Origin of the sequence: Butyricicoccus pullicaecorum, from assembly GCF_002160355.1 — a bacterium.
Taxonomy (GTDB): Bacteria; Bacillota; Clostridia; order Oscillospirales; family Butyricicoccaceae; genus Butyricicoccus; species Butyricicoccus pullicaecorum.
Map to the genome: position 1 here is coordinate 14,292 of NZ_NFKK01000020.1, position 19,917 is coordinate 34,208.

Sequence of the window (19,917 nt, forward strand, 5' to 3'; positions counted from 1 at the left end):
ATATTCACCTTCTTACAAAGTATTAATGAGGCTTTCGGCAAGATCTAATAAAATCTGAACTACCGCAAATGTTTTAGAAGGATAGTCATTGGTGTTCTGTGATGCAATCTCTTGAATTTTTTGCTTTACAGCTATATAGGTATAACTTCCGATCGTATCAGATATGATATCCAAAGTGGAAAGGGCATATTTAATCCATATATCAAATTGCTCTTTGGTGATGCTGCCCCAATTATTATTACACAATTTAGTCGGTGAAGAATCTACAACTTTGAGTAATCCATCAACTGCTAGTTTTTTCAGCGCATAATTCATTATTCATCACTTCCTTCTGTCTGATAAGTGGATTCATTTTGAAACTGAGTTTGAAGTTCCTGTTGCCGTTGCTGAACTTGGTGCATCATCCCAACTCGATCTAGTTCTTCTCTTGCTTCCTCAATTTTTCGGGTGCGGAATTTGACACCCTTTGCATCTACATCATATGTAGTCACGATTATTAATGCAATCCATACAAGAAATAAGATATTGTTTCCATCAAATTCCGAGAAGAATTGCATTGATATGCAATCTTGCCAGTTCTTGATGATATATATTGAAAGTGCAATTATAATACTAATATTGATTATACTATAGCGATATCTTGCTAATTGATGAAATTTTTGTGCGATTTTATCGCGTAAGCGTGGTTCACTATTCATTGATAATGACATCTCCATTCATCAGCTTGGGGAGGAGCGTATCTCTAAGTAAAGAAAGCCGCTGATTCTCAATTGTATTGTTCAGTATGGCTTGATAAATAGGCACTGTAATGTCAAGAAATGATTGAGCATCAGCATCGGAAATCTTAAAAATTTTTTCCGTTTCAAAATCTTTGGTGGTAATTGCGTCAAACACAGCTCCGCTAGCCTTGTACTTTAGTTTTTCTATTGCTTTCAAAGTGTAAAAGTATACTAACAGTTGGTGTGTGTTTTTTCCTATAAGCGCATAGCATGATTGATTCATCGCCATGGGGACTCCACACAGTCCGACCTTTCCTACAGTTCCTCTGGCAGTTACAAAAACGGTATTCACAGGATATAGACGACTATTACAATGAGCAAGGCCACTTTCTGTGATATATTTTTCTGTCATGATTGTATATGGCGTACCAATATCTTTAGGCGTAAAGAACGGAAGCGTCCCATTCCAATACGAATCTTCGCGCGTTTTTGGTGTACCACCGCCAAGAATTTGGATAATTTCAGTAAAACTTACTTCGTTATCGGAATGCTTATAACAGTTATCAAATAATGCAAAAGCTTGCTGCTGCAAATTCTCGTTGATTCTCTTGTTTAGTTCGATTTTATCATTCAATGACTGAATAATTGATGCGATTTGATACTGTATCTTGATTGGTGGTAGCGGTATTTTCATCTTTTTTGCAGTTCCTACATTGAAATGCTGCTGTACCGCGCCTACTAGGTGGGCATTAATAACACCACTTGCTAAGTTAATATATGAAGCTAAAAAGTGTGGATTGATTTTCTCTTTATTTGGATGAATAATTACTAAATCAGAGCAATTCCAAGGTTCTATTTTTTGCGGAATGACCGTACAAGCCCCAGGCTTTCCTGTTCGTACGATTACAACATCATCAGTGTTTAATTGAGACTTTTTGATTGTCTCATTAAAATCAGGAGATATATATTTTATATCATCCATTTTGATGTTAAATGGTTCAATATTTGTCGATCGCAAAAATAAGATGCCCTTATCAGTATAATGGTTAGTCATAGTACCAACGAAACCTACTGTAAGGTCGGCAACTTCGGCCAATTCAACTTCTTCCCATTCAGACTTCATACCCAATCGCCCCCAGTCTCTCCCGAATCTCGGCTTCCAGCTTGTGAGACTGTGCAAACAGCTCGGACAGCTCCTTTGTCAGCCGTCCCATCTTTTCCTCAAACGGTTCCCCGTCGTCCTCCTGTTCCTCAATCCCAACATAGCGTCCCGGTGTGAGAATATAATCCTGCTGTTCGATCTTTTCCCGGTCTACAACCGCACAAAATCCCTTCTGATCTTCCAGCGTTCCCTCGGTATAGGCGTTGTAGGTATCGGCCAGCTTGCCGATATCCGCGTCTGTCAGCTCGCGCAGCTTGCGCGTTACCATCGTGCCCATCTTTCGCGCATCAATAAACAGCGTTTTGCCCGGGCGCTTCTTGTCCCTTGCCAAAAACCACAGACAGACCGGAATCTGGGTGGTATAGAACAGCTGCGGTGGCATCGCAATGATGCAGTCTACCAGATCATCATTGATAATATTCTTGCGGATTTCTCCCTCACCGCCCGTCTGGGACGACAGCGAACCGTTGGCCAGTACCATACCGATTCTGCCATGCGGCGCAAGATGCCAGATCATGTGCTGAAGCCATGCAAAGTTTGCATTGTTCGCCGACGGCGTGCCATACTTCCAGCGTACATCGTCCTTGAGCTTGTCTGCGCCCCAGCCCGACAGGTTGAACGGAGGATTTGCCATGATGAAATCGGCTTTAAGCTGCGGGTGACAGTCGTTAAAGAATGTATCCGCGCTGAACTTGCCCAGATCGGCTTCGATTCCGCGAATGGCAAGGTTCATCTGTGCCATTTTCCAAGTCGTCGGGTTGGAGTCCTGACCAAATACCGAGATGCGGTTGATGTTTCCGCCGTGGTTTTCGATGAACTTCGCCGACTGTACGAACATACCGCCCGAACCACACGCCGGATCGTAGACGCGACCGTTATACGGCTGCAAAATCTCAACCAGCGTGCGCACGACGCAGGACGGCGTGTAGAACTCTCCAGCCAGCTTGCCTTCTTGCTCGGCAAACTTGGACAGGCAGTACTCATAGGTACGGCCTAAAATATCCTTACTGTTTCCGTGCTCGATCATCTGAATATTGGTAAACAGATCGACAACCTCACCCAAACGGCGTTTGTCCAGCTCCGGACGCGCAAAATTCTTGGGCAAGATGTCCTTTAACCGCTTGTTTTCCTGCTCAATACTGCGCATCGCTGTGTCAATTACTTCGCCGATCTCAGGCGTGTGCGCCGCCGCTGCGATGACACGCCAACGTGCATTCTCCGGCACAAAAAAGATGTTTTCAGCCAGATATTCGTCAATATCTTCCTCGAATCCGTCGCCTTCTTCGACAAGTTCCTGATATTTCGCCTCGAAGCGATCAGAGATGTATTTTAAGAAAATCAGACCAAGCACTACCGACTTGTACTCGGACGCATCAATATTACCGCGCAGCACACACGCCGCATCCCAAATCTGTTTTTCAAAGCCGATATCGCTTGTGTTGCGTTCTGCCATTCGTGTTTTCCTCCCGTGTCCCCGGTTTCTGGAACGTAAAATTGTGTCAAAAACAGTATACCATTTCTATTGGGGATATTCAAATTTCGGTGATGTAACTTGATACTCTGGAGCGTTGGGGATGATATCAGGCAATTATTCATGTATTTTTAAGGAAAATTCAACTCGTAATGTCTCATCTGGCACATAGCGATGAAATATGTTAAACTTAACAGCAAAGGATGGTGGGAGATATGACAATTTGGAAAGGCGTGGCAGCGGTCGTGTTGTCTGTAATACTGGTAGTGCTGGCAGTATATTCTCGCCACGAACAAGCGGTATCTCAATCTCCGGTCATGGGTATCGTATCGACCGCGGCTGAAGATGACCGCCGGGAAAGTCAGGTGCAAATCCTACAGCAAAAGGCCGAGCAAAGCGGCTTTGAAGTACTGTCCATGCCGGTCGAGCGCACACAGGAAGCGCAGATTGAGGCTATCCGTGCACTGATCGTCTATCAGGTGGATGTGATCGTCTTTACGCCCATTGTTGAAAGTGGTTGGGACAGCGTGCTGCGTGAAGCACAGGATGCCGCAGTCCCGCTGATCGCGGTAGACAAGTCGGTGCGCCAGACTGCAAACACGCCATCCATCCGCTATGTCGGTTTCGATTATACGATGCTCGCCGAGCAGGCGGCACATACGCTCTTGCAGCAGCAGTCCGCTCAGCGTGGTATTTTGGAGCTTTACGGCACACTCAACGCCTCGGATGCTCGCGAGATCGCACGCGGATGTCGAGATGCTTTCTCGCATGAAGGACTCGACGTAACTTACAGCTTGTGTGGAGATGGCATGCGTTCACGCGGGTATGAAATTCTGGAAGAGCTTGACGATCATCTGGATGAGATTGGCTATATTTTCGCGCACAACGACGCGATGGCACTCGGCGCCATTGATTACCTACGTGAACACGGCCGCGTCCCCGGACGGGATATCTACATCTGCGCGTTTGGCGGCGGCACTAAACTGATGCAGCGATTCGATGCCGGCGCAGTGCAAGTGATTGGTGCACTCGATGATGTTGAACTGGCCGATTTAACTGTCTTGGCCGCGCAGCAAGCATTGCAGCCGCCGCAAGACACCGCAGCCGTCTTTGCATCCTGTCGCGTGCTGGAAGGAGGGGCTGAGTATGAAGCAAACTAACGCCCCGCACAACATTCACTCTCTGCTTCGACAGGCCTTTGTGCGCATCATCGCCGGTATGTGCATCCCGATTTTACTGCTTGGCGGCCTGCTCATCGCGCTGACTCAGCGCTACGATGCTGTCATCGCCGACACGACCTCCGCCTCTGCTCTGCGCGGCATTATTGCCCAACAATTACCCGATGAAATCTGGCGTGTAGTATCCGGCCGTATCTCTTTTAACGAAGGGCAGCAGCGCATCCTGCTTGAACAGACGCAATCCCAGCTGCAAAATATCCTCACGCACGCCGATGACAGTGAGGCGCAATATCTGAATGCGGCCCTGCGTGCCGTAAGTACCATCAACAGCTATGTTGATCAGCTTGAACAGCAGATGGCCAACGGTGCTGCGGTCAGCCGTAACGAGTCGCTCTATCGTGAGATCCACAGTGTCGCCAATCTGACCGACAGTATGATCGATCGCTACATTGAAAACCAGATCGCACGGATGGGTGAGCTGAACACGCGCATTCAAAACGGCCTTTGGGCTTCCGGACTGATTCTGATTGTGCTCGCAGGCGGTATTCTGCGCTCATCGCTGCGCGCCTCGCGGGCAGCCGACCGTTCCATCCATAACTCTATCCTCCGGTTGGAGCAGATGGCGACGCGCATCGCTGAGGGCGATCTGTCCGTCCGCGTCCCGCCGGCAGAGATCGACGAGCTGTGTCGTCTGACGCAAGATCTCAACATCATGGCTGCGCAAATTGGTTCTCTCATCCAAGAACGGGTTGAACAGGAAAAAACGCTTAAAAAGGCCGAACTGCGCGCATTACAGGCACAGATCACCCCACATTTTATGTATAACACGTTGGAAACTATCGTCTGGCTAGCCGAAGAAGGCCGCAACCAGGAGGTCGTCGAGATGACCATGGCCTTCACTGGTTTTCTGCGCATCTCGCTCAGCCGCGGCGCTGACTTCATTACGGTCGAAAAGGAAGAGCAGCATGTTGCAAACTACTTACAGATTCAATCGGTACGGTACGGCAGCATCATGCGCTATGCCATCGACATCGATCCCGCGCTCAAAAAACAGCGCATTCTCAAAATCATCTTACAGCCGCTGGTCGAAAATGCCATTTACCACGGCATCAAGCGCAAGCGCGGCCGTGGGCAGATCACGGTGACCGGGCGACGCGAAGGAGATAGCATGTATTTCGCAGTCGAGGACAACGGTCTGGGCATGACACCCGAGCGTCTGGCCGCTGTACGTCAGTCCTTATATGATTCCACCCTGCCCGACGGGGATGGTTCGGGCGGATACGGCATGCGCAATGTCGCCGAGCGTCTGCGGCTGTACTGCGGCTGCACGCTGACCGTAGAGAGTGAATATCAGAAGGGCACACGGGTCAGCTTCCGTCTGCCCTATACACAAGAGGAGGAACGGATATGATGCGGGTTTTTATCGCGGATGATGAGGATATTATCCGCGACGGTATCCGAAATTGCATTGAAAAAGGAGATGGTCGGTTCCTGTTTGCAGGCGAAGCGCCCGATGGAGAGATGGCGCTGCCTATGATTATGGAAATGAAGCCGGATATTCTAATCACCGATATCCGCATGCCCTTTATGGATGGTCTGGAACTGGCGCGCATAGTGCGCCGTGCTATGCCGTGGATGCGGATTGTCTTCCTCAGCGGACACGATGAGTTCGAGTATGCGCAGCAAGCGGTCTCACTGCATGCCGACGCATATCTACTCAAACCCATCGACTCCACCCAGCTGACCGCAACACTGGAAGAAGTCGCGTCGCGCATCGAGCAGGAACAGCAGCAATACTTGCGTGCCGCCCAGCGCAGCCGGAGCGAACAGGAAGAGGACGCGCTGCGGGAACACTTTTTCAATGCGCTGCTCTCAGGCAGCATATCCACCGCGCAAGCCATCGAACAGAGCACGCGCTGGGGCGTATCCCTGACCGCACGGCAGTATCTCGTGTGCATGATGCGCCTGCCCGACAGCCGTGAGGCGTACACCCAAACGCAAGCATTGGTGTCCCGTGCTTTTGAAGGGCGTACCGAGGAAGTCTGCTTCTTCCGTGGCAGTACGCGGCTTATGCTGTTGTTGCTCGGTGACAGTGAAGAGGCCGTGCGCGAACGCGCATACGAAACCTGCCAAAACCTCCGGCACGAAATCCGTCAATTTCTCGGCTGGGACACCCTGACAGCCATCGGTCTGCCGGTCTCCCGCCTGTCCGCACTGCCGGACTCCTACCGTGCCGCACAAAAAACCATGCTGCAAGCCGCAGCCTGTGCCGAAACTGGCGTTTTTGGCAGTACCGACTTTGCCGCATCGCCAGCAAGCGGGTTCACCTTTACCCAAGGAGGTTCCCTGGCTGATAAGCTGCGCCACGCCGCACCCGAGGATGTGCCACAGATTGTGGATGGGTATTTTGGAAGCGCTTCCGCGCAGGATGTGCAAAGCGTACTCTACCGCTATTATCTGCTCATGGATCTGCTGGTCACGGCCTCGCGGCTGGCATCCGAAGTGCAGCCGGACAGCATCGCGCCGCCCGACGACCCGCAGGCTGTGCTTACCCAGGCCGCCACGCTCGAAGGTGCCAAAGCGTACGCCACCGAGGTGCTCACCCATCTAACCAGTCTGTGTTACCGGCATCAAAATGTGCGGTACAGTGCGGAGATCGGGCGTGCCAAGGCGTTTATCCGTGCAAACTATGCCGATAGCAGTCTGTCCCTGCACATGGTCGCCGCCGAGGTAGGCTTCAGTCCCAATCACTTTTCCACGATCTTTTCACAAGAAACTGGTCAAACATTCGTGGAATACCTAACCGAAGTACGACTGGAAGCTGCCAAAGAACTTCTGACAAACAGTGATGCCCGGATGAGCGACATCGCCTTCGACGTTGGCTATCAGGAACCGCACTACTTCAGCTATCTCTTCAAAAAACACGTCGGCGTATCCCCGCGCGAATATCGCAGCCGTGTCAACTGAAAAAACTTACACGATTTTCTCGTAAAAATTTGAACCTTGGATGCATACAGACTCTGGTGGGAAATTTTTATCGGATGCCGCTCGGTATCCTGTCCCGTACAGAGTCTGTTATAGTATAAGGGCAGTCAGTTCCTGCCCGCCGTTTGGTCGCTGGAATGGATGGTGTAACATGAAAAAACAAGGGATTTTGCTCGGTGTGCTCGCGCTGCTTGCGCTGGCGGGCTGCTCAGCACATACGCAGACTGCTGTGCCTGCGTCACAGATCAAGCCGCAGGTACAGGTCACCGAGCCCGCTTCCGATTCGGGGAGTCTGACCATATATAGTCCGCTTCCCGAAAGCGAGACCTCGCTCTATTGCAGCGCCTTTCACAAGGACGCTGGAATCGACGTCGAGTGCATCTATGTCTCTGCCGGCGAAACCGTCGCACGGCTGGCCGCCGAGCAGGATGCGCCCAAAGCATCGGTCCTTCTAGGCGGTTCGGCTGATAACTATGTGCAGATGCGCAAGGATGGTCTGTTGGAACCCTATCAGAGTGCCGAATTGACTGACGTTCCCGAGGCTTATCTGGATGTATACGGGGTCTGGAATCCCATTTACATCGGCGCAATCTGCTTTGTCTGCAATGAAGATTGGTTTGCGCAGACCGGCACCCCGCTGCCTCAGTGCTGGGATGATCTACTTTCCCCTGCGCTCGCCGGTCAGGTGGTGCTGACCTCCCCGGAAACTTCGGGTACGGCATACACTATACTTGCAACGCTGGTTCAGCTGCGCGGTGAAACCGCTGCATGGGACTATCTGCGTGCACTCGACCAGAATATCGGCCAGTACACAAAAGCCAGTACCCAATCGGTCGATCTGGTCAAGACAGGCGACTATGCCGTCGGTGTGGTCTTCTATCATGACGGACGGCGTGCCATGTTAGATGGCTATCCGGTCTCGCTGCACATCCCGGAAGATGGCACCGGATACGAGATCGGCGCATGCGCACTAATCCGCGGCGGTCTACGTGAAGAACAGCAGAATGCACGACAGTTCATCAACTGGATGACCTCGCCGCGTGGTCAGGAATGCTACATTGAAGCCAAGAGCTGCCGTCTGCCCGCCAACAGCATGGCGCGTGCTGCGGACGGCCTGCCCGCGCTTCAGGACATGAATCTCATCGCCTACGACCTAGAATGGGCCGGTCGCAACCGGTCTCGTCTGGTCGATACCTTCTTACACGAAGTGCGCGGTGAACCATAAAACCAAAAAGAAGGAGGAGTGTGCCTGCCCAACGCCCACAATTATGAAAGGAGTCTGAGAAAAGTATGAGAAAACTACTAAAACGCATCTACTCACTGATGCTGTCCGCCGTACTGTTGGCAACCATGGCACCGGTTTCCTTCGCTGCCGAAAGTCCCGCCTTCCAGAACGGTCCCTATCTGCTGGCGCCAAAGACCAACAGTATGGTCGTGGTCTGGGAGAGCACGCAGGCCGTCGGCTCGACCATCGCCTATGGTACCGATGCAAACAATCTGTGTGAGCCCATCCCGGTCGCAGTGGATGCCGACGCACCCGATTTCAACGGTTCCAAGATGAACCTGTTCCATTACAAGCTAGACAACCTGACCCCCGGCACCCAGTATTATTATGAGGTCAAGTTGGAAGGCGGCGAGAGCTGCAAGGCCAGCTTCCGCACGCTGAGTGACAATCCCGAACAGATTCGCCTGATCTCGCTGTCCGACTCGCACATTTTCGCGACCCGCGAAGAGCTGGATGCCGCGGTCAAGAACTATGACCCGGATATCATCCTGCACTGCGGCGATTTGGTCGAAGGAACCGGTGCACAGGCTGAGCAGTTCAGCTTTTGGTTCCAGGGTAAGGTGGAGAACGACTTTATCCACTCCTATCCGGTCGTCTATGCAAGCGGCAACCACGACCAGGGCGGCGTCTACTTTGACACCTACGTCTACTCCATTCAGGATGAAGAGTACGGCGCATCGGTCGAGGGTGACAGCTCGTTCAACTACGGTGATCTGCACATCATCACTATGAACAGCAACCCGTGGGGACTGTTCCAGATGAACTCGGAAGCTACCGGCCAGCAGGCGGATGCTGCCACGCTCAAGACTATCGACGATGCAATGGCATGGCTCAAGAGCGATCTTGCAACCGATGCCGCAACACAGGCACAGTTCCGCATCATCATGATGCATCACCCGGTCTCTAACGCCTACACCAATCGCTACATTCCATCGGTCATTGAGCCGGGCAACGTGGATCTTCTGCTCGCAGGCCACACCCACAGCTATGCCCGTGCGGTATCCAGCGATCCGAAGGTTGGCGCTGGTACGGTCTACCTGACCCATCAAGACGCACGTACTTACAACAAAAAGGGTGATTTCTTCTACATCGACTACACTCCTGGCTCAGGTGTGATGAGTGTCAAGAACTACGGTGCGACCGCTGCCGGTCAGGATTCGGTTCTGGCAAACGAAACCTTGATCGCCTCGGAAAAGCAGCAGCTGACGTGGTCGGATATCTCCATTACCCCGGACAGCGTACTGTATAACGGCGAAGTCACGGTCACCGCGACTGTCACCAATGTCGGCAAGGGTCTGGCCGCTGCGGTCATCCCGGTGCAGGACAACGATCAGACTCGTTACCTCTACGAGTTTGAGGACGGCATCGTCACCCTTGACCCTGGCAAATCCGCTACCCTCACCGGTACCCTGCGCATGGAATCGCTCGGTACGCATACGCTGAAGCTGGCCGACAAGACGGCAACCGTAGAGGTCAAGTATCGCCCGGCTACCTTCGATTACACTAACATCCGCACCCAGCAGGGCGACGGTGCAGTCAGTGACATGGACAGCAATGTTCTGCACATCAAGGCTGATGTCGTCAACATCGGCAACGATACCGGTACCGGTACGGCAGAGTTCAAGGTCAACGGCGTTGTCAAGGGCAGCAAGGAGTACACCCTCGCGTCCGGCGAATCCCAGACCGCAGAATTTGCTTACATCTTTGACAAGGCTGGTGAGTACGAGGTTACCATCGGCAACGCAGCACCTCAGACCATCTATGTAGAGGGTTCGATTCAGGGCATGCCCATTGTCAAGGATAAGTCCGGCAACGGCAATGACGCTTACATCCACGGTCAGCCTGAGTTTGGCACCGATGACCAAGGACATCAGACCCTGATTCTGGACGGCAAGCGTGACTACATCGAGATTCCCGACAACGGCGGTTATACCCCGGTAGACGCAATGACCGGCATGGTCTGGGCAAATCTGCCCAGCGCAGGCACCACCAAGGGCGGTGTGTCTGAACTGACCGAACAGTATGTTGATCTGGACGGCACCGGTGCCATCCCCGATCATAACCCGCTCATGGTCAAGGGCATTGGTCTAGGCTGGGGCACGCCCTACATGTTCCGTATGGCAGTCCGTGAGACCGGTAAGGTCACTTACGGTGTCTGCCTGCTCGATGACAACGGTGAATTCAGCTGGAACGACGGTGACGACGCAAGCGCAGGCATCAAGAAAGACCAGTGGGTCCAGTATACCAGCGCATTCGACTTTGCAACCGGCGGTGATTCTTATCAGAATGAGCTGCACAGCGCACACGTAGATAAGCCCGCATTTGAAAACGTCCCGATCAAGACCTGGGACGGTGAGCCGATGTATATTGGTCTTGGCTTCAAGAACACCCTGCAGACCGAGCGCAACCGCGGTATGTATCACACCATGCTGCCCGGTGCCGTCTCTCAAGTACGCTTCTACACCTCCAAGCTCTCGCAGGATGAGGTCAATACCGTTCGTGCCAACCCGACCGAGACCGGTGCTTCGGCAGACAGCCTGAAGATCTGGCTGGACTTCGAGAGCGCAAACATTGAGACCACTGGCACCCATACCACCGAATGGGTTGAAGCAACCGCTGCGCCCACCTCGCTGGCATACGACGCTTCGTTCGCTGGCAAAGCCTCCATCACCGCAGTCGTACAGGCCTCGGACGATGGCAAGACGGTCAAGGAAGAAAAGCAAGCTGCACTGACCAACGGCAAGGGCACCATCGATCTGACCGGCATGGGTCAGGCCAAGTATGTGCGCGTCAAGACTACCTTCGTATCCGACCTCAACAGCACCGAGTCCAGTGTGCCTGTCCTCAACGAGTACACGCTGACGGCTGGTACAGTCAAGGTATGGAACACGCTGACCGATTGGGAAAAGGGTACCTTCGAGGGTGCTGCTGGTCATCAGCCGAGCCACGTATACCGCAACTATGCGACCGATTTCGATGACTTTGGTGAGATCACCGTGCAGGCTGTTCCGGATACCTCGTCCGAGCAGACCGCTCCCGAAACCACAGAAACCACAAGCACGACCTTCACTGACATGACCGGTCATTGGGCTTCCGACGCAGTCGCATATGTGACCGAAAAGGGCTTGTTCCAGGGCACCGATCCCGGTCTGTTCTCTCCTGAGGAGGGCATGAGCCGCGGTATGTTTGTCACCGTACTGGGCCGCATGGCCGGTATCGACACGGCAAACTATGACAAAGCCGGTGCATTCGAAGATGTTGCACAGGATGCATACTACAATGCCTACATTAACTGGGCTGTAGACAACAAACTGTGCTCGGGTGCGGATGCAACCCATTTCGAACCGGATGCACGCATCACCCGCGAACAGGCAGCGGTCATTCTGGCCAATTATCTGGCAAGTGTTGATGCACAGCTGACCGCAGACGACAGCCTGCCGGCATTCGCAGATAGCGCACGCATCAGCGACTTTGCAAAGGATGCCGTCCGCACCATGCAGACCACTGGACTGATGAACGGCAAAGAGAACAACAACTTTGATCCGTCGGGCACGACCACCCGTGCGGAAGTCGCTGCCATGATGCAGAATCTGTGTCAGGCACTCGGCAAATAATTCGGTGGCGACATGTAAATTCGTTTTTCAATCATTCCAATCCTTCTTCTTATTTTCCCCAAAATCCCACCTGATTTCAGGTGGGATTTTTTGTGCATCTATTTTCATTGCTTAAGATGGGAATATTATTGAGCAATAATATTGACATCAGTGCTTATGCATACACGCTAACTTTGATGATGCGAAAACAGTCCTTCTGTGCTTGAAGTTTGCACGGAAGGACTGTTGACTTACTGCTGTGAAATTGTGCGCAGAAAAGCAGCCAGTGCGCTTTTTTGCTGAGTGTTTAACCGTTCGATCATGGTTTTGAGTTCTTCGGCTTCGATGACGGGAGTCTGCTCGCTGGGAGCATCAAAAAAGTCTTTCAGGGTGATGCCTAGCGCTTCGCAAACCAAAGCGAGGTTTTCTACGGTGATTCCTTTTTCGCCCAGCTCGACAGAGCGCAGAAAACTCTGTGACAGACCACAGTTATTGGCCAGTCGGTTTGTGGTCATGCCTTTTGCCTCTCGCAGGTGTGCAATGCGAGCCCCGATGATCTTTTTTTCAAAATTCATATGACATTACCTCGTCCTTTTGTTATAACTTTAGCAAAAAGACAAGTGAATATTTACATCTATAAAAATAAATGATATCATTATAGATATAATAGACACATTTCTATAGAGTTATCTGCGGAAGGGGGATTTCGTATGAGCAAATCGTGTCGAAAGTGTGGGGCAATCTTACCAGATGAGGCACAGTTTTGCAATCGATGTGGTCAAAAGATGGAGGATTGGATTACCTGCAAGTGCTGCGGAGCGCACATGCCCGTCGGTACCAAATTTTGCACCCAATGCGGTGCACCGGCATCGGACGGAAACCAGCAGGATTTTAATGATCTGGGCGGCAGTTTTCAAAACAGTCCACCACCGTTTTGGGCGAATACGCCACGCAGGTGGTTTATAGGAAAGATCATCGTTGGTGTGACCGGAATTATATTTGCACTGCTGATTTTAGCTGTGATGTTTGGTGAGACAGGGCAACAGGTCAGACAAGGCTATTTAACGCAATATGATGCATCCGTCACGGTGGAAGAAGCGTTCGACAATCGTTTTCAGAATTGTGAATGGTCAACTGCGCGTAAAAACGGTTCCGATTATGTCATATTCCATGGCTATGACCCCGAAACGCTGTTAGATTGGGTTGTGACGTTTACGGTATACGATGATTCGTTCGAAGTATCCCAGATTGAAGTCGATGGAACAGATGTGACCAGCGATATCGAAATGTACTATCTTTTAAGCTACATCTATACCGGGAATTTAGACGAGCTGATGTCAGATATGTTTCTAGCGGCGCTGTTTTTGGCGTAAGCAGATAGTATTGCAAAAATAATCTATCATCAAAAAAACAAATCCCTTACCGATTGGTAAGGGATTTATTTTTGCATCAACAGCAGGATATACCTACCTTTACCAGTAGAATAAGCTGGAGATCATGCTGGACATCACAGCAGAATAAATGATTCCGTATACGACCAGAATACCGAAAATCACCAGACAGCCAATCGCGACTCTCGAGCCGGAAGGGTCAGGCGTCATATCATTGGCCGCGGCCTTTTTGCAGACATGCTCCATGTACAGCAGATTGAAATCTTTGCCGTATTGCAGGCACGAGATCCAAAACCATACACCGAGGACGAGATTGACCGGGATCATCAGGGCTGAAATGCCGAAGCTGCCGGAGAAGAGGAAAACAAGGGAGAGGAGCGCTAATACAGCGTATGCAGCAATCGGAATCAACAGATATCGCAGGGTTTCCTTCCACATGTTGCGATAGAAACCGTGGCAGATGGTCAGAAAGAGTGCCGGGAGATTGGGATTGCTGCTGTTTTTTGCGGCACACCATTCAAATTGGTCTAAGTAATATTGCTGATTGCTGCCGAGAATGGGAGCCAGATTGCGTTCGTTCCAGTCGAGTGGGGGCTTAAAGGTTACACGAGGCTGCGTCCAAGGTAAAACCAAATGCGCCAAATAATCTTTGTACACATATTGCATATGTATGTGCTGGGTATACTGGTTTTGCGTGCTTCCGGATGTGTTCTGTGCGCCTTGCTGTGTGCCTTCGGATGTCACAGGGTTTCCGCAGGCTGGACAGAAGCGGCTGCCATCTTCTAATTGATTTCCGCAATTCGGGCAAAACATATTTTTCCTCCTTTATATGTGTGCGTTACAACTCATTTTTAACATGCGTTAAAGAAATTGTGCCGTTGTATAGGGCATTTCTTGAGCGCTCCAAACCTGTGTTACATCATAAGCAATAGCGCGTTCTTCCTGTCCTTTACGGTAGAACAGTGTGTGATCCGCGATGTAAAGCCATTCATCATCCCCTACGCGTAAGACTTGCTCACAGTCTTCGGCCAGCTGCTGCTTTTCTCCGTTTTTCCAAATGAATGCATCTGACGCGTTTGGTTCTGATATAGGATCTTCAAAATAGAGCAGCGTATCATCTTCATAGCGCTGATAGCTTGAAATATCATGTACAATAGCAGTGGTTGTCTCACCGTTCCAGCAATACAAATCTGCCGATTCAAACGGGTCAATCAGTTCGGCGGAGTAATTGGAGAAGTAATACAGACGATCAAGCGTTGTTTCATAATAATAGGGGAATGCATTACTGTCGATGGTTTTCGGCGAAACCAGCTGACCATCCTGAATGGTATAACAAATCAGCGTATCTCCGTATGTATCCGGGTTACTGCTGCGGAATACGATGCTGTTTTCGTTCTTCCAGACATAGGACAACTCTTCTCGATGTTCCAGCATATCGAGTGAACGCGGAGTAGCACCGGAGAAGCAATATTGGAAGGTGGTTGGTGTGTTGAGGTAATAAGCTCGCAGCCAAGTGCTCACATCACTCGCCATTTCGATCTCTTCCAACTTTAGTTCTGCTTTGGGTACGGAAGGTTCCTTAACATATACGACCAAACCGTCAGGACAAACCTGTGTGTTGTAAGGGGAGACGTTATCACAAATGCAAGTCGTTTCCCCTTCGGCATATACATACAAGCTCGTCGTGCTCGGTGTTAATACCTGGCCTTGTAGCTCCTGACGTAACTCATTGCGCTGTTTGACAGCCTCATATGCTGTATAGGCCTCAGAATAGGCTTGCGCATCAATCCAAGATGTGGAGTTGGATGACGGATAGGTGTACTCGGATAAAGATGGGGCGGTTACTTGGGAATCGCTTTGGAAGGTCTGGTCAATGACATAATCGTACAGTGTTTTTTCTGTGGATTGGGTTTGAGTGTAATAAATTGCGCCCGAATCATTCACATCCAGAACAGCAGAAGCATCGGTGATGATCTGCTGAAATCCATCCTTCGGATTGCCGCGGTGGATGGTATAGGTCACACCGTCGGCGTTCAGCTTGGAAAGTACAATGTCAGACAGGTCTTGTGAGAAGTACAGCAACTCATAGATTGCAGACGCTAACTTCTCCGGCGTCTGGGCAGCAAAATCATAGCAATATAAATCGCCGTTCCGACAGAAAAGCAGACCATTTTCACATCGGACATAGTGATTTATCGTGTCCTGATAGGTAAGAGAGTCGACGTTCTTCGCAATATCAATCGTTTGCCCCTCGGTATACATTTGAAGTGAAATAGAAGAGATTGGCGAAGTGGGATTGTCATAGCTGCTGTATACAATGCGACCATCGGGCAACGTTTCCGTTTCATCGATAATCGCCTTGGGCGCAATTTTTTCGATATTGGAAGCGGCACGGTCAGACTGTCCGCGCAGTTTGGACAGATCGACCCGGTAGAGGTCGGCAGTGGTAGACAGATCATCCGTATAGTTGTAATGATTCCAGAAGTAAAAGTACTTACCGTCGATATCAAAATTTGCGTCTGTCCATTGGTCAATCCCTTCCTCTAAGGTGATTTCGCTGCCGTTTCTCTGTGATTGGTTGAGCAGCGTCAAATCCTGATCGCTTATGTAAGCACAGTAGGATTGTCTGGTGGGGGTTAGGAAATGCTTTGCGGCAAAGATTCCGCCAGCAACCAATAGAACGGCGAAAATGCCTGCGGGAATCAGCCAATACTTACTGCGCTTTTGGGGCTTTTGTTGGGGTGGCGGATCGGTGCGCAGTGCTTGACCACATTGTGGACAGTGGTTAGATGGTTCAGAAATTTGTGCGCCGCAGTGGGGACAAAATGCCATGAAAATTCCTCCTTATCTTATATCTATAAATATTATATAATAGATATAGATTTTTCGCAACAGAGAGTGAAATTTTTGAAATAAATATGCATATCAATATAAGTTCTGATTAATATCAGTTGATTATACGTGATATTTGAATTTACATAGGGTTGACATGAGTTGGTGAAAGTATTACTATATATATAAATCTTTGTTCATTCAGCACATATCAGAGTCTATTCATGTGGCTTTACTTGTACGCTGATGAAAAAATAAACGGAAGGGGGATGTAAGATGAAAACGTGGAGGCTTGTGTCTGGAATACTTTCAATTGTTTTCTTTTTGCTTGTTACCTTGCAGTCCTGTGCTGTCGGATTAGCAAACTCGATTGAAAATTCTGGCGAAGTGAGTGGTTCTGCAGGTGTTCTTGTGGCTGTTCTGATGCTGGCTGGTGGCATTGTATCTATAGCGACAAGAAATAGCTTGGAGAAACGCGCCAATATCGCGTTGGTTACTTTGTTTGGTCTGGCGGTACTGATCGGTTTTTCTATGGCTGGATCGTATACCGATCTGAACATTTGGGCCGGATGGTGTCTTGTTAACGTGATCTTGGCTGTTGTTACACTGGTTAAGAATAAAAAGTGAAAACAACGGGAGACAAACAAAATAATTTATTGCAAATAAACGATACAGAATCAGAGGATATTTCGAGTGTTATTGCTCAAAATATCCTCTGGTTTTTTCAGGTTACACCTATGTTTTGACTTATAGCGATATTTTTATGATGTAATAGGACAATGAAGTTTTGACAATATAAATCTCATATAAAATTACATACATATTATAATCATGAAGCCGAAGGAGAAATCCTTCGGCTTTTACTTTTATCTCAAAGGAGCTGGTTCCTATGAAATCCCGTTACATCACTTGCGGTATCCAGACCACTATTCCGCCTTGGCTGCAAACGCTTCTGTGGTATATGCGTGACAGCATGGAAGTCCCCGAGCGGGATTATCTGCAAATCTTCCGATTATCCTGTGATGGCGACCGTCAGCGCATTGAGCATGCTCAGGAGCAGCCGGAATACCAGCACGTTGTCGTGATTCCGGGCGAGCAGCCTGTCGATGCCAAGGTGTATATCATCGAAGATCCCGACCACGTGACCATGCTGTTGGCAGAAGAATATTAAAAGGAGGCTTTGAACATGGAAGAGACAACCTACATTTGTGAGCGTTGCGGCGAACGAGTCCCGGCGGATGCCTGTACGATGGTTGCAGACACGATTTTGTGCCCGGATTGCGTGGATACCTATACCACAGTCTGTGATTGCTGCGGAGAGCGGCTGTTCCTCTCGGACGACCACGGAGATGAAAACATTACGTTATGCGAGCGCTGTTACGAACGGCACTATACACATTGCGAACGCTGCGGACGCGTGATTTCGTACAGTGATGCCTACTACGAGGATGACGACGAGGACGAACCGCTGTGCTATGACTGCCTGCAAGCCCGTTTGCAGCAAGCAACGATTCACGACTACAGCTATACACCGCGGCTGATTTTCCATGGTGAGCGCGACAATGAGCGCTTCTTCGGTGTGGAACTGGAGATCGACGGCAACGGCAAGAGCCGCAAGAATGCCGGGGAAATCCTAAACGTTGCCAACGAGAACGCGCAGAATCTGTACATTAAAAGCGACGGATCGCTCGACTGCGGTATGGAACTGGTCACCCATCCGATGACCTTACAATACCACCTAGAACAGATGCCATGGAAAAATGTCCTGCGCAAGGCGGTCGGGCTTGGCTATCTCAGTCACCGCACGACAACTTGCGGACTACACGTCCACATCTCCCGCGCTGCTTTCGGCGAAACCGAGCAGGAGCAGGAATTATCCATTGCTCGACTGCTATACTTCGTCGAGAAATTCTGGACGGAGTTGCTGCGATTCTCCCGACGCACCGAGCGGCAGATCAACCGCTGGGCAGCACGGTACGGCATGAAATTATCGCCGAAAGCTGTGATGGAATCGGCGAAGGACTCCCGTGCGGGACGCTATACCGCCGTGAATCTTACCAACGAGGACACTGTTGAGATCCGGATTTTCCGAGGTACGCTGAAATACAACACCTTGATTGCCACGTTACAGCTGGTCAATACCATCTGCGACGTGGCTCTTTTATTGTCCGATGAGGAATTACAGGAGCTGTCTTGGCATGGATTCCTTGACCGGATTCACGAGCCGGAGCTCATTCAGTACCTGAAAGAGCGCAATCTGTATAAAAACGACCCTGTTATGTACGAGGAGGATGACTAAATGTGCAGCCTGTTCGGATTGATCGACTATCAAAACACACTAACAACGCGGCAAAAGAATCACATCTTGCAGGTACTTGGCAAGGAATGCGAAGTGCGCGGAATGGACGCGACCGGTATCGCCTACAACTTTAGCGGCAGCATCAAAGTTTACAAGCGCCCGCTCGCCGCACACAAACTCAAGTTCCATGTGCCCAACGGGGTTCGTGTCGTCATGGGACACACCCGACTTGCCACCCAAGGCAGACCGGCAGACAATTACAATAACCACCCTTGGTCGGCCGGAACCTTCGCCTTGGCACATAATGGTGTGCTCTGGAATGACAGAGAGCTTCGGCAGAGCGAGAATCTGCCGGACACCCATATTCAGACCGATAGTTATGTTGCCGTGCAGCTGCTCGAACAACAGAAAACCCTGGATTTCACGACCATCAGCACGATGGCGGAGAAAATCCAGGGTTCTTTTGTGTTTACGGTGCTTGACCGGGACGACAACTTATATTTTGTCCGCGGCGACAACCCGCTCGCAATCTTCGACTTCGGTGGCTTTTACTTGTATGCCTCGACTGAAGAAATTCTGCGGCGGGCGATGCGCAAGCTGCGCCTGCACCACCGGGAAGAAATCCATACCGAGGAGGGTGACATTTTGAAGATTGATCGGACAGGACAGCGCAGCTTTGGACATTTTAATCCAAATCGCAGTTTCCAGCACTTCTGGCGCAATCCACGGTTTCGGATGCTGTCCTGGTTTGACGAAGTGGACGAGGCAGAAGCGATAGACGGTCAGACCGACCTTCTAATTCAGACCGCGAAATCTATGGGCGTGTCCGAAGATGAGGTGCTGGCGCTGCTCGACTTGGGGTACGACCCGTGTGAGATTGAAGAGCTGCTGTACAATCCGGCACTGCTGCACGAAGCGGCGGCCGAGTTGTTGTACGCGTACTACTAATAAGAAAGGGGAGTGAACCTATGGGTCTGGGTACGATTCTGGTCGTGATTGGTG

General features: G+C 50.4%; 17 protein-coding genes. 10 read left to right on the top strand and 7 right to left on the bottom strand.

Going from position 1 to position 19,917, the window contains the following annotated elements:
- Positions 1-12: 12 nt before the first annotated feature.
- The 4 genes from B5F17_RS12510 to B5F17_RS12525 are packed head-to-tail and all read right to left on the bottom strand — an operon-like array spanning position 13 to position 3,334.
- Positions 13-315: a hypothetical protein gene (locus B5F17_RS12510; protein ID WP_087374297.1), complete on the bottom strand. Its 303-nt coding sequence runs from the start codon at positions 313-315 to the stop codon at positions 13-15.
- On the bottom strand, positions 315-698 hold the full coding sequence (locus B5F17_RS12515) for a hypothetical protein (RefSeq protein WP_087374299.1): 384 nt from the start codon (positions 696-698) through the stop codon (positions 315-317). The genes B5F17_RS12510 and B5F17_RS12515 overlap by 1 nt, the downstream gene beginning before the upstream one ends.
- The gene (locus tag B5F17_RS12520; protein WP_087374301.1) at positions 691-1,842 is read right to left on the bottom strand and encodes a restriction endonuclease subunit S; all 1,152 of its coding nucleotides are present in this window, start codon (positions 1,840-1,842) and stop codon (positions 691-693) included. The genes B5F17_RS12515 and B5F17_RS12520 overlap by 8 nt, the downstream gene beginning before the upstream one ends.
- Entirely contained in the window at positions 1,832-3,334 is a 1,503-nt protein-coding gene (locus B5F17_RS12525; protein ID WP_087374303.1) for a class I SAM-dependent DNA methyltransferase, read from the bottom strand. The genes B5F17_RS12520 and B5F17_RS12525 overlap by 11 nt, the downstream gene beginning before the upstream one ends.
- Before the next feature lie 233 nt (positions 3,335-3,567).
- Between B5F17_RS12525 and B5F17_RS12530 the strand changes: the two genes are divergently transcribed.
- The 5 genes from B5F17_RS12530 (at position 3,568) to B5F17_RS12550 (ending at position 12,414) form a co-directional block, all read left to right on the top strand.
- Positions 3,568-4,512 carry a substrate-binding domain-containing protein gene (locus B5F17_RS12530; protein ID WP_162608179.1) on the top strand — a complete coding sequence of 315 codons (945 nt, stop codon included), beginning with the start codon at positions 3,568-3,570 and terminating at the stop codon, positions 4,510-4,512.
- Complete coding sequence (locus B5F17_RS12535; RefSeq protein WP_087374307.1) at positions 4,499-5,941, top strand: sensor histidine kinase; 1,443 nt, start codon at positions 4,499-4,501, stop codon at positions 5,939-5,941. The genes B5F17_RS12530 and B5F17_RS12535 overlap by 14 nt, the downstream gene beginning before the upstream one ends.
- Positions 5,938-7,497 (top strand): response regulator, encoded by a 1,560-nt coding sequence (locus B5F17_RS12540; RefSeq protein ID WP_087374309.1) that lies wholly within the window; start codon positions 5,938-5,940, stop codon positions 7,495-7,497. Before B5F17_RS12535 ends, B5F17_RS12540 begins: the two co-directional genes overlap by 4 nt.
- Before the next feature lie 169 nt (positions 7,498-7,666).
- Positions 7,667-8,740, top strand: coding sequence for an ABC transporter substrate-binding protein (locus B5F17_RS12545; protein ID WP_162608180.1), 1,074 nt, complete (start codon positions 7,667-7,669; stop codon positions 8,738-8,740).
- Positions 8,741-8,805: 65 nt separating this feature from the next.
- Entirely contained in the window at positions 8,806-12,414 is a 3,609-nt protein-coding gene (locus tag B5F17_RS12550; RefSeq protein ID WP_087374313.1) for an S-layer homology domain-containing protein, read from the top strand.
- A gap of 230 nt (positions 12,415-12,644) precedes the next feature.
- On the opposite strand, the gene B5F17_RS12555 is transcribed toward B5F17_RS12550, so the two are convergent.
- The gene (locus B5F17_RS12555) at positions 12,645-12,968 is read right to left on the bottom strand and encodes a helix-turn-helix domain-containing protein (protein ID WP_087374315.1); all 324 of its coding nucleotides are present in this window, start codon (positions 12,966-12,968) and stop codon (positions 12,645-12,647) included.
- A 135-nt stretch (positions 12,969-13,103) separates the two neighbouring features.
- Between B5F17_RS12555 and B5F17_RS12560 the strand changes: the two genes are divergently transcribed.
- A complete protein-coding gene (locus B5F17_RS12560) occupies positions 13,104-13,766 on the top strand; it encodes a zinc ribbon domain-containing protein (protein WP_087374317.1) in 663 nt (220 codons plus the stop codon).
- 99 nt (positions 13,767-13,865) lie between these two features.
- Here the strand turns inward: B5F17_RS12560 and B5F17_RS12565 are convergent, their stop codons facing one another.
- Positions 13,866-14,597 carry a zinc-ribbon domain-containing protein gene (locus tag B5F17_RS12565; RefSeq protein WP_087374319.1) on the bottom strand — a complete coding sequence of 244 codons (732 nt, stop codon included), beginning with the start codon at positions 14,595-14,597 and terminating at the stop codon, positions 13,866-13,868.
- A 48-nt stretch (positions 14,598-14,645) separates the two neighbouring features.
- Positions 14,646-16,616 (bottom strand): zinc-ribbon domain-containing protein, encoded by a 1,971-nt coding sequence (locus tag B5F17_RS12570; protein WP_087374321.1) that lies wholly within the window; start codon positions 16,614-16,616, stop codon positions 14,646-14,648.
- Positions 16,617-16,892: 276 nt separating this feature from the next.
- Between B5F17_RS12570 and B5F17_RS12575 the strand changes: the two genes are divergently transcribed.
- From B5F17_RS12575 to B5F17_RS12590, 4 genes are all read left to right on the top strand, one after another.
- Complete coding sequence (locus B5F17_RS12575; protein WP_087374323.1) at positions 16,893-17,243, top strand: hypothetical protein; 351 nt, start codon at positions 16,893-16,895, stop codon at positions 17,241-17,243.
- Between the two features lie 262 nt (positions 17,244-17,505).
- Entirely contained in the window at positions 17,506-17,787 is a 282-nt protein-coding gene (locus B5F17_RS12580) for a DUF960 family protein (protein ID WP_087374325.1), read from the top strand.
- A 15-nt stretch (positions 17,788-17,802) separates the two neighbouring features.
- Positions 17,803-18,915, top strand: a complete 1,113-nt coding sequence (locus B5F17_RS12585) for an amidoligase family protein (RefSeq protein WP_087374327.1) — start codon at positions 17,803-17,805, stop codon at positions 18,913-18,915.
- Entirely contained in the window at positions 18,916-19,863 is a 948-nt protein-coding gene (locus B5F17_RS12590) for a glutamine--fructose-6-phosphate aminotransferase (protein ID WP_087374329.1), read from the top strand.
- The last annotated feature ends 54 nt before the right edge of the window (positions 19,864-19,917 follow it).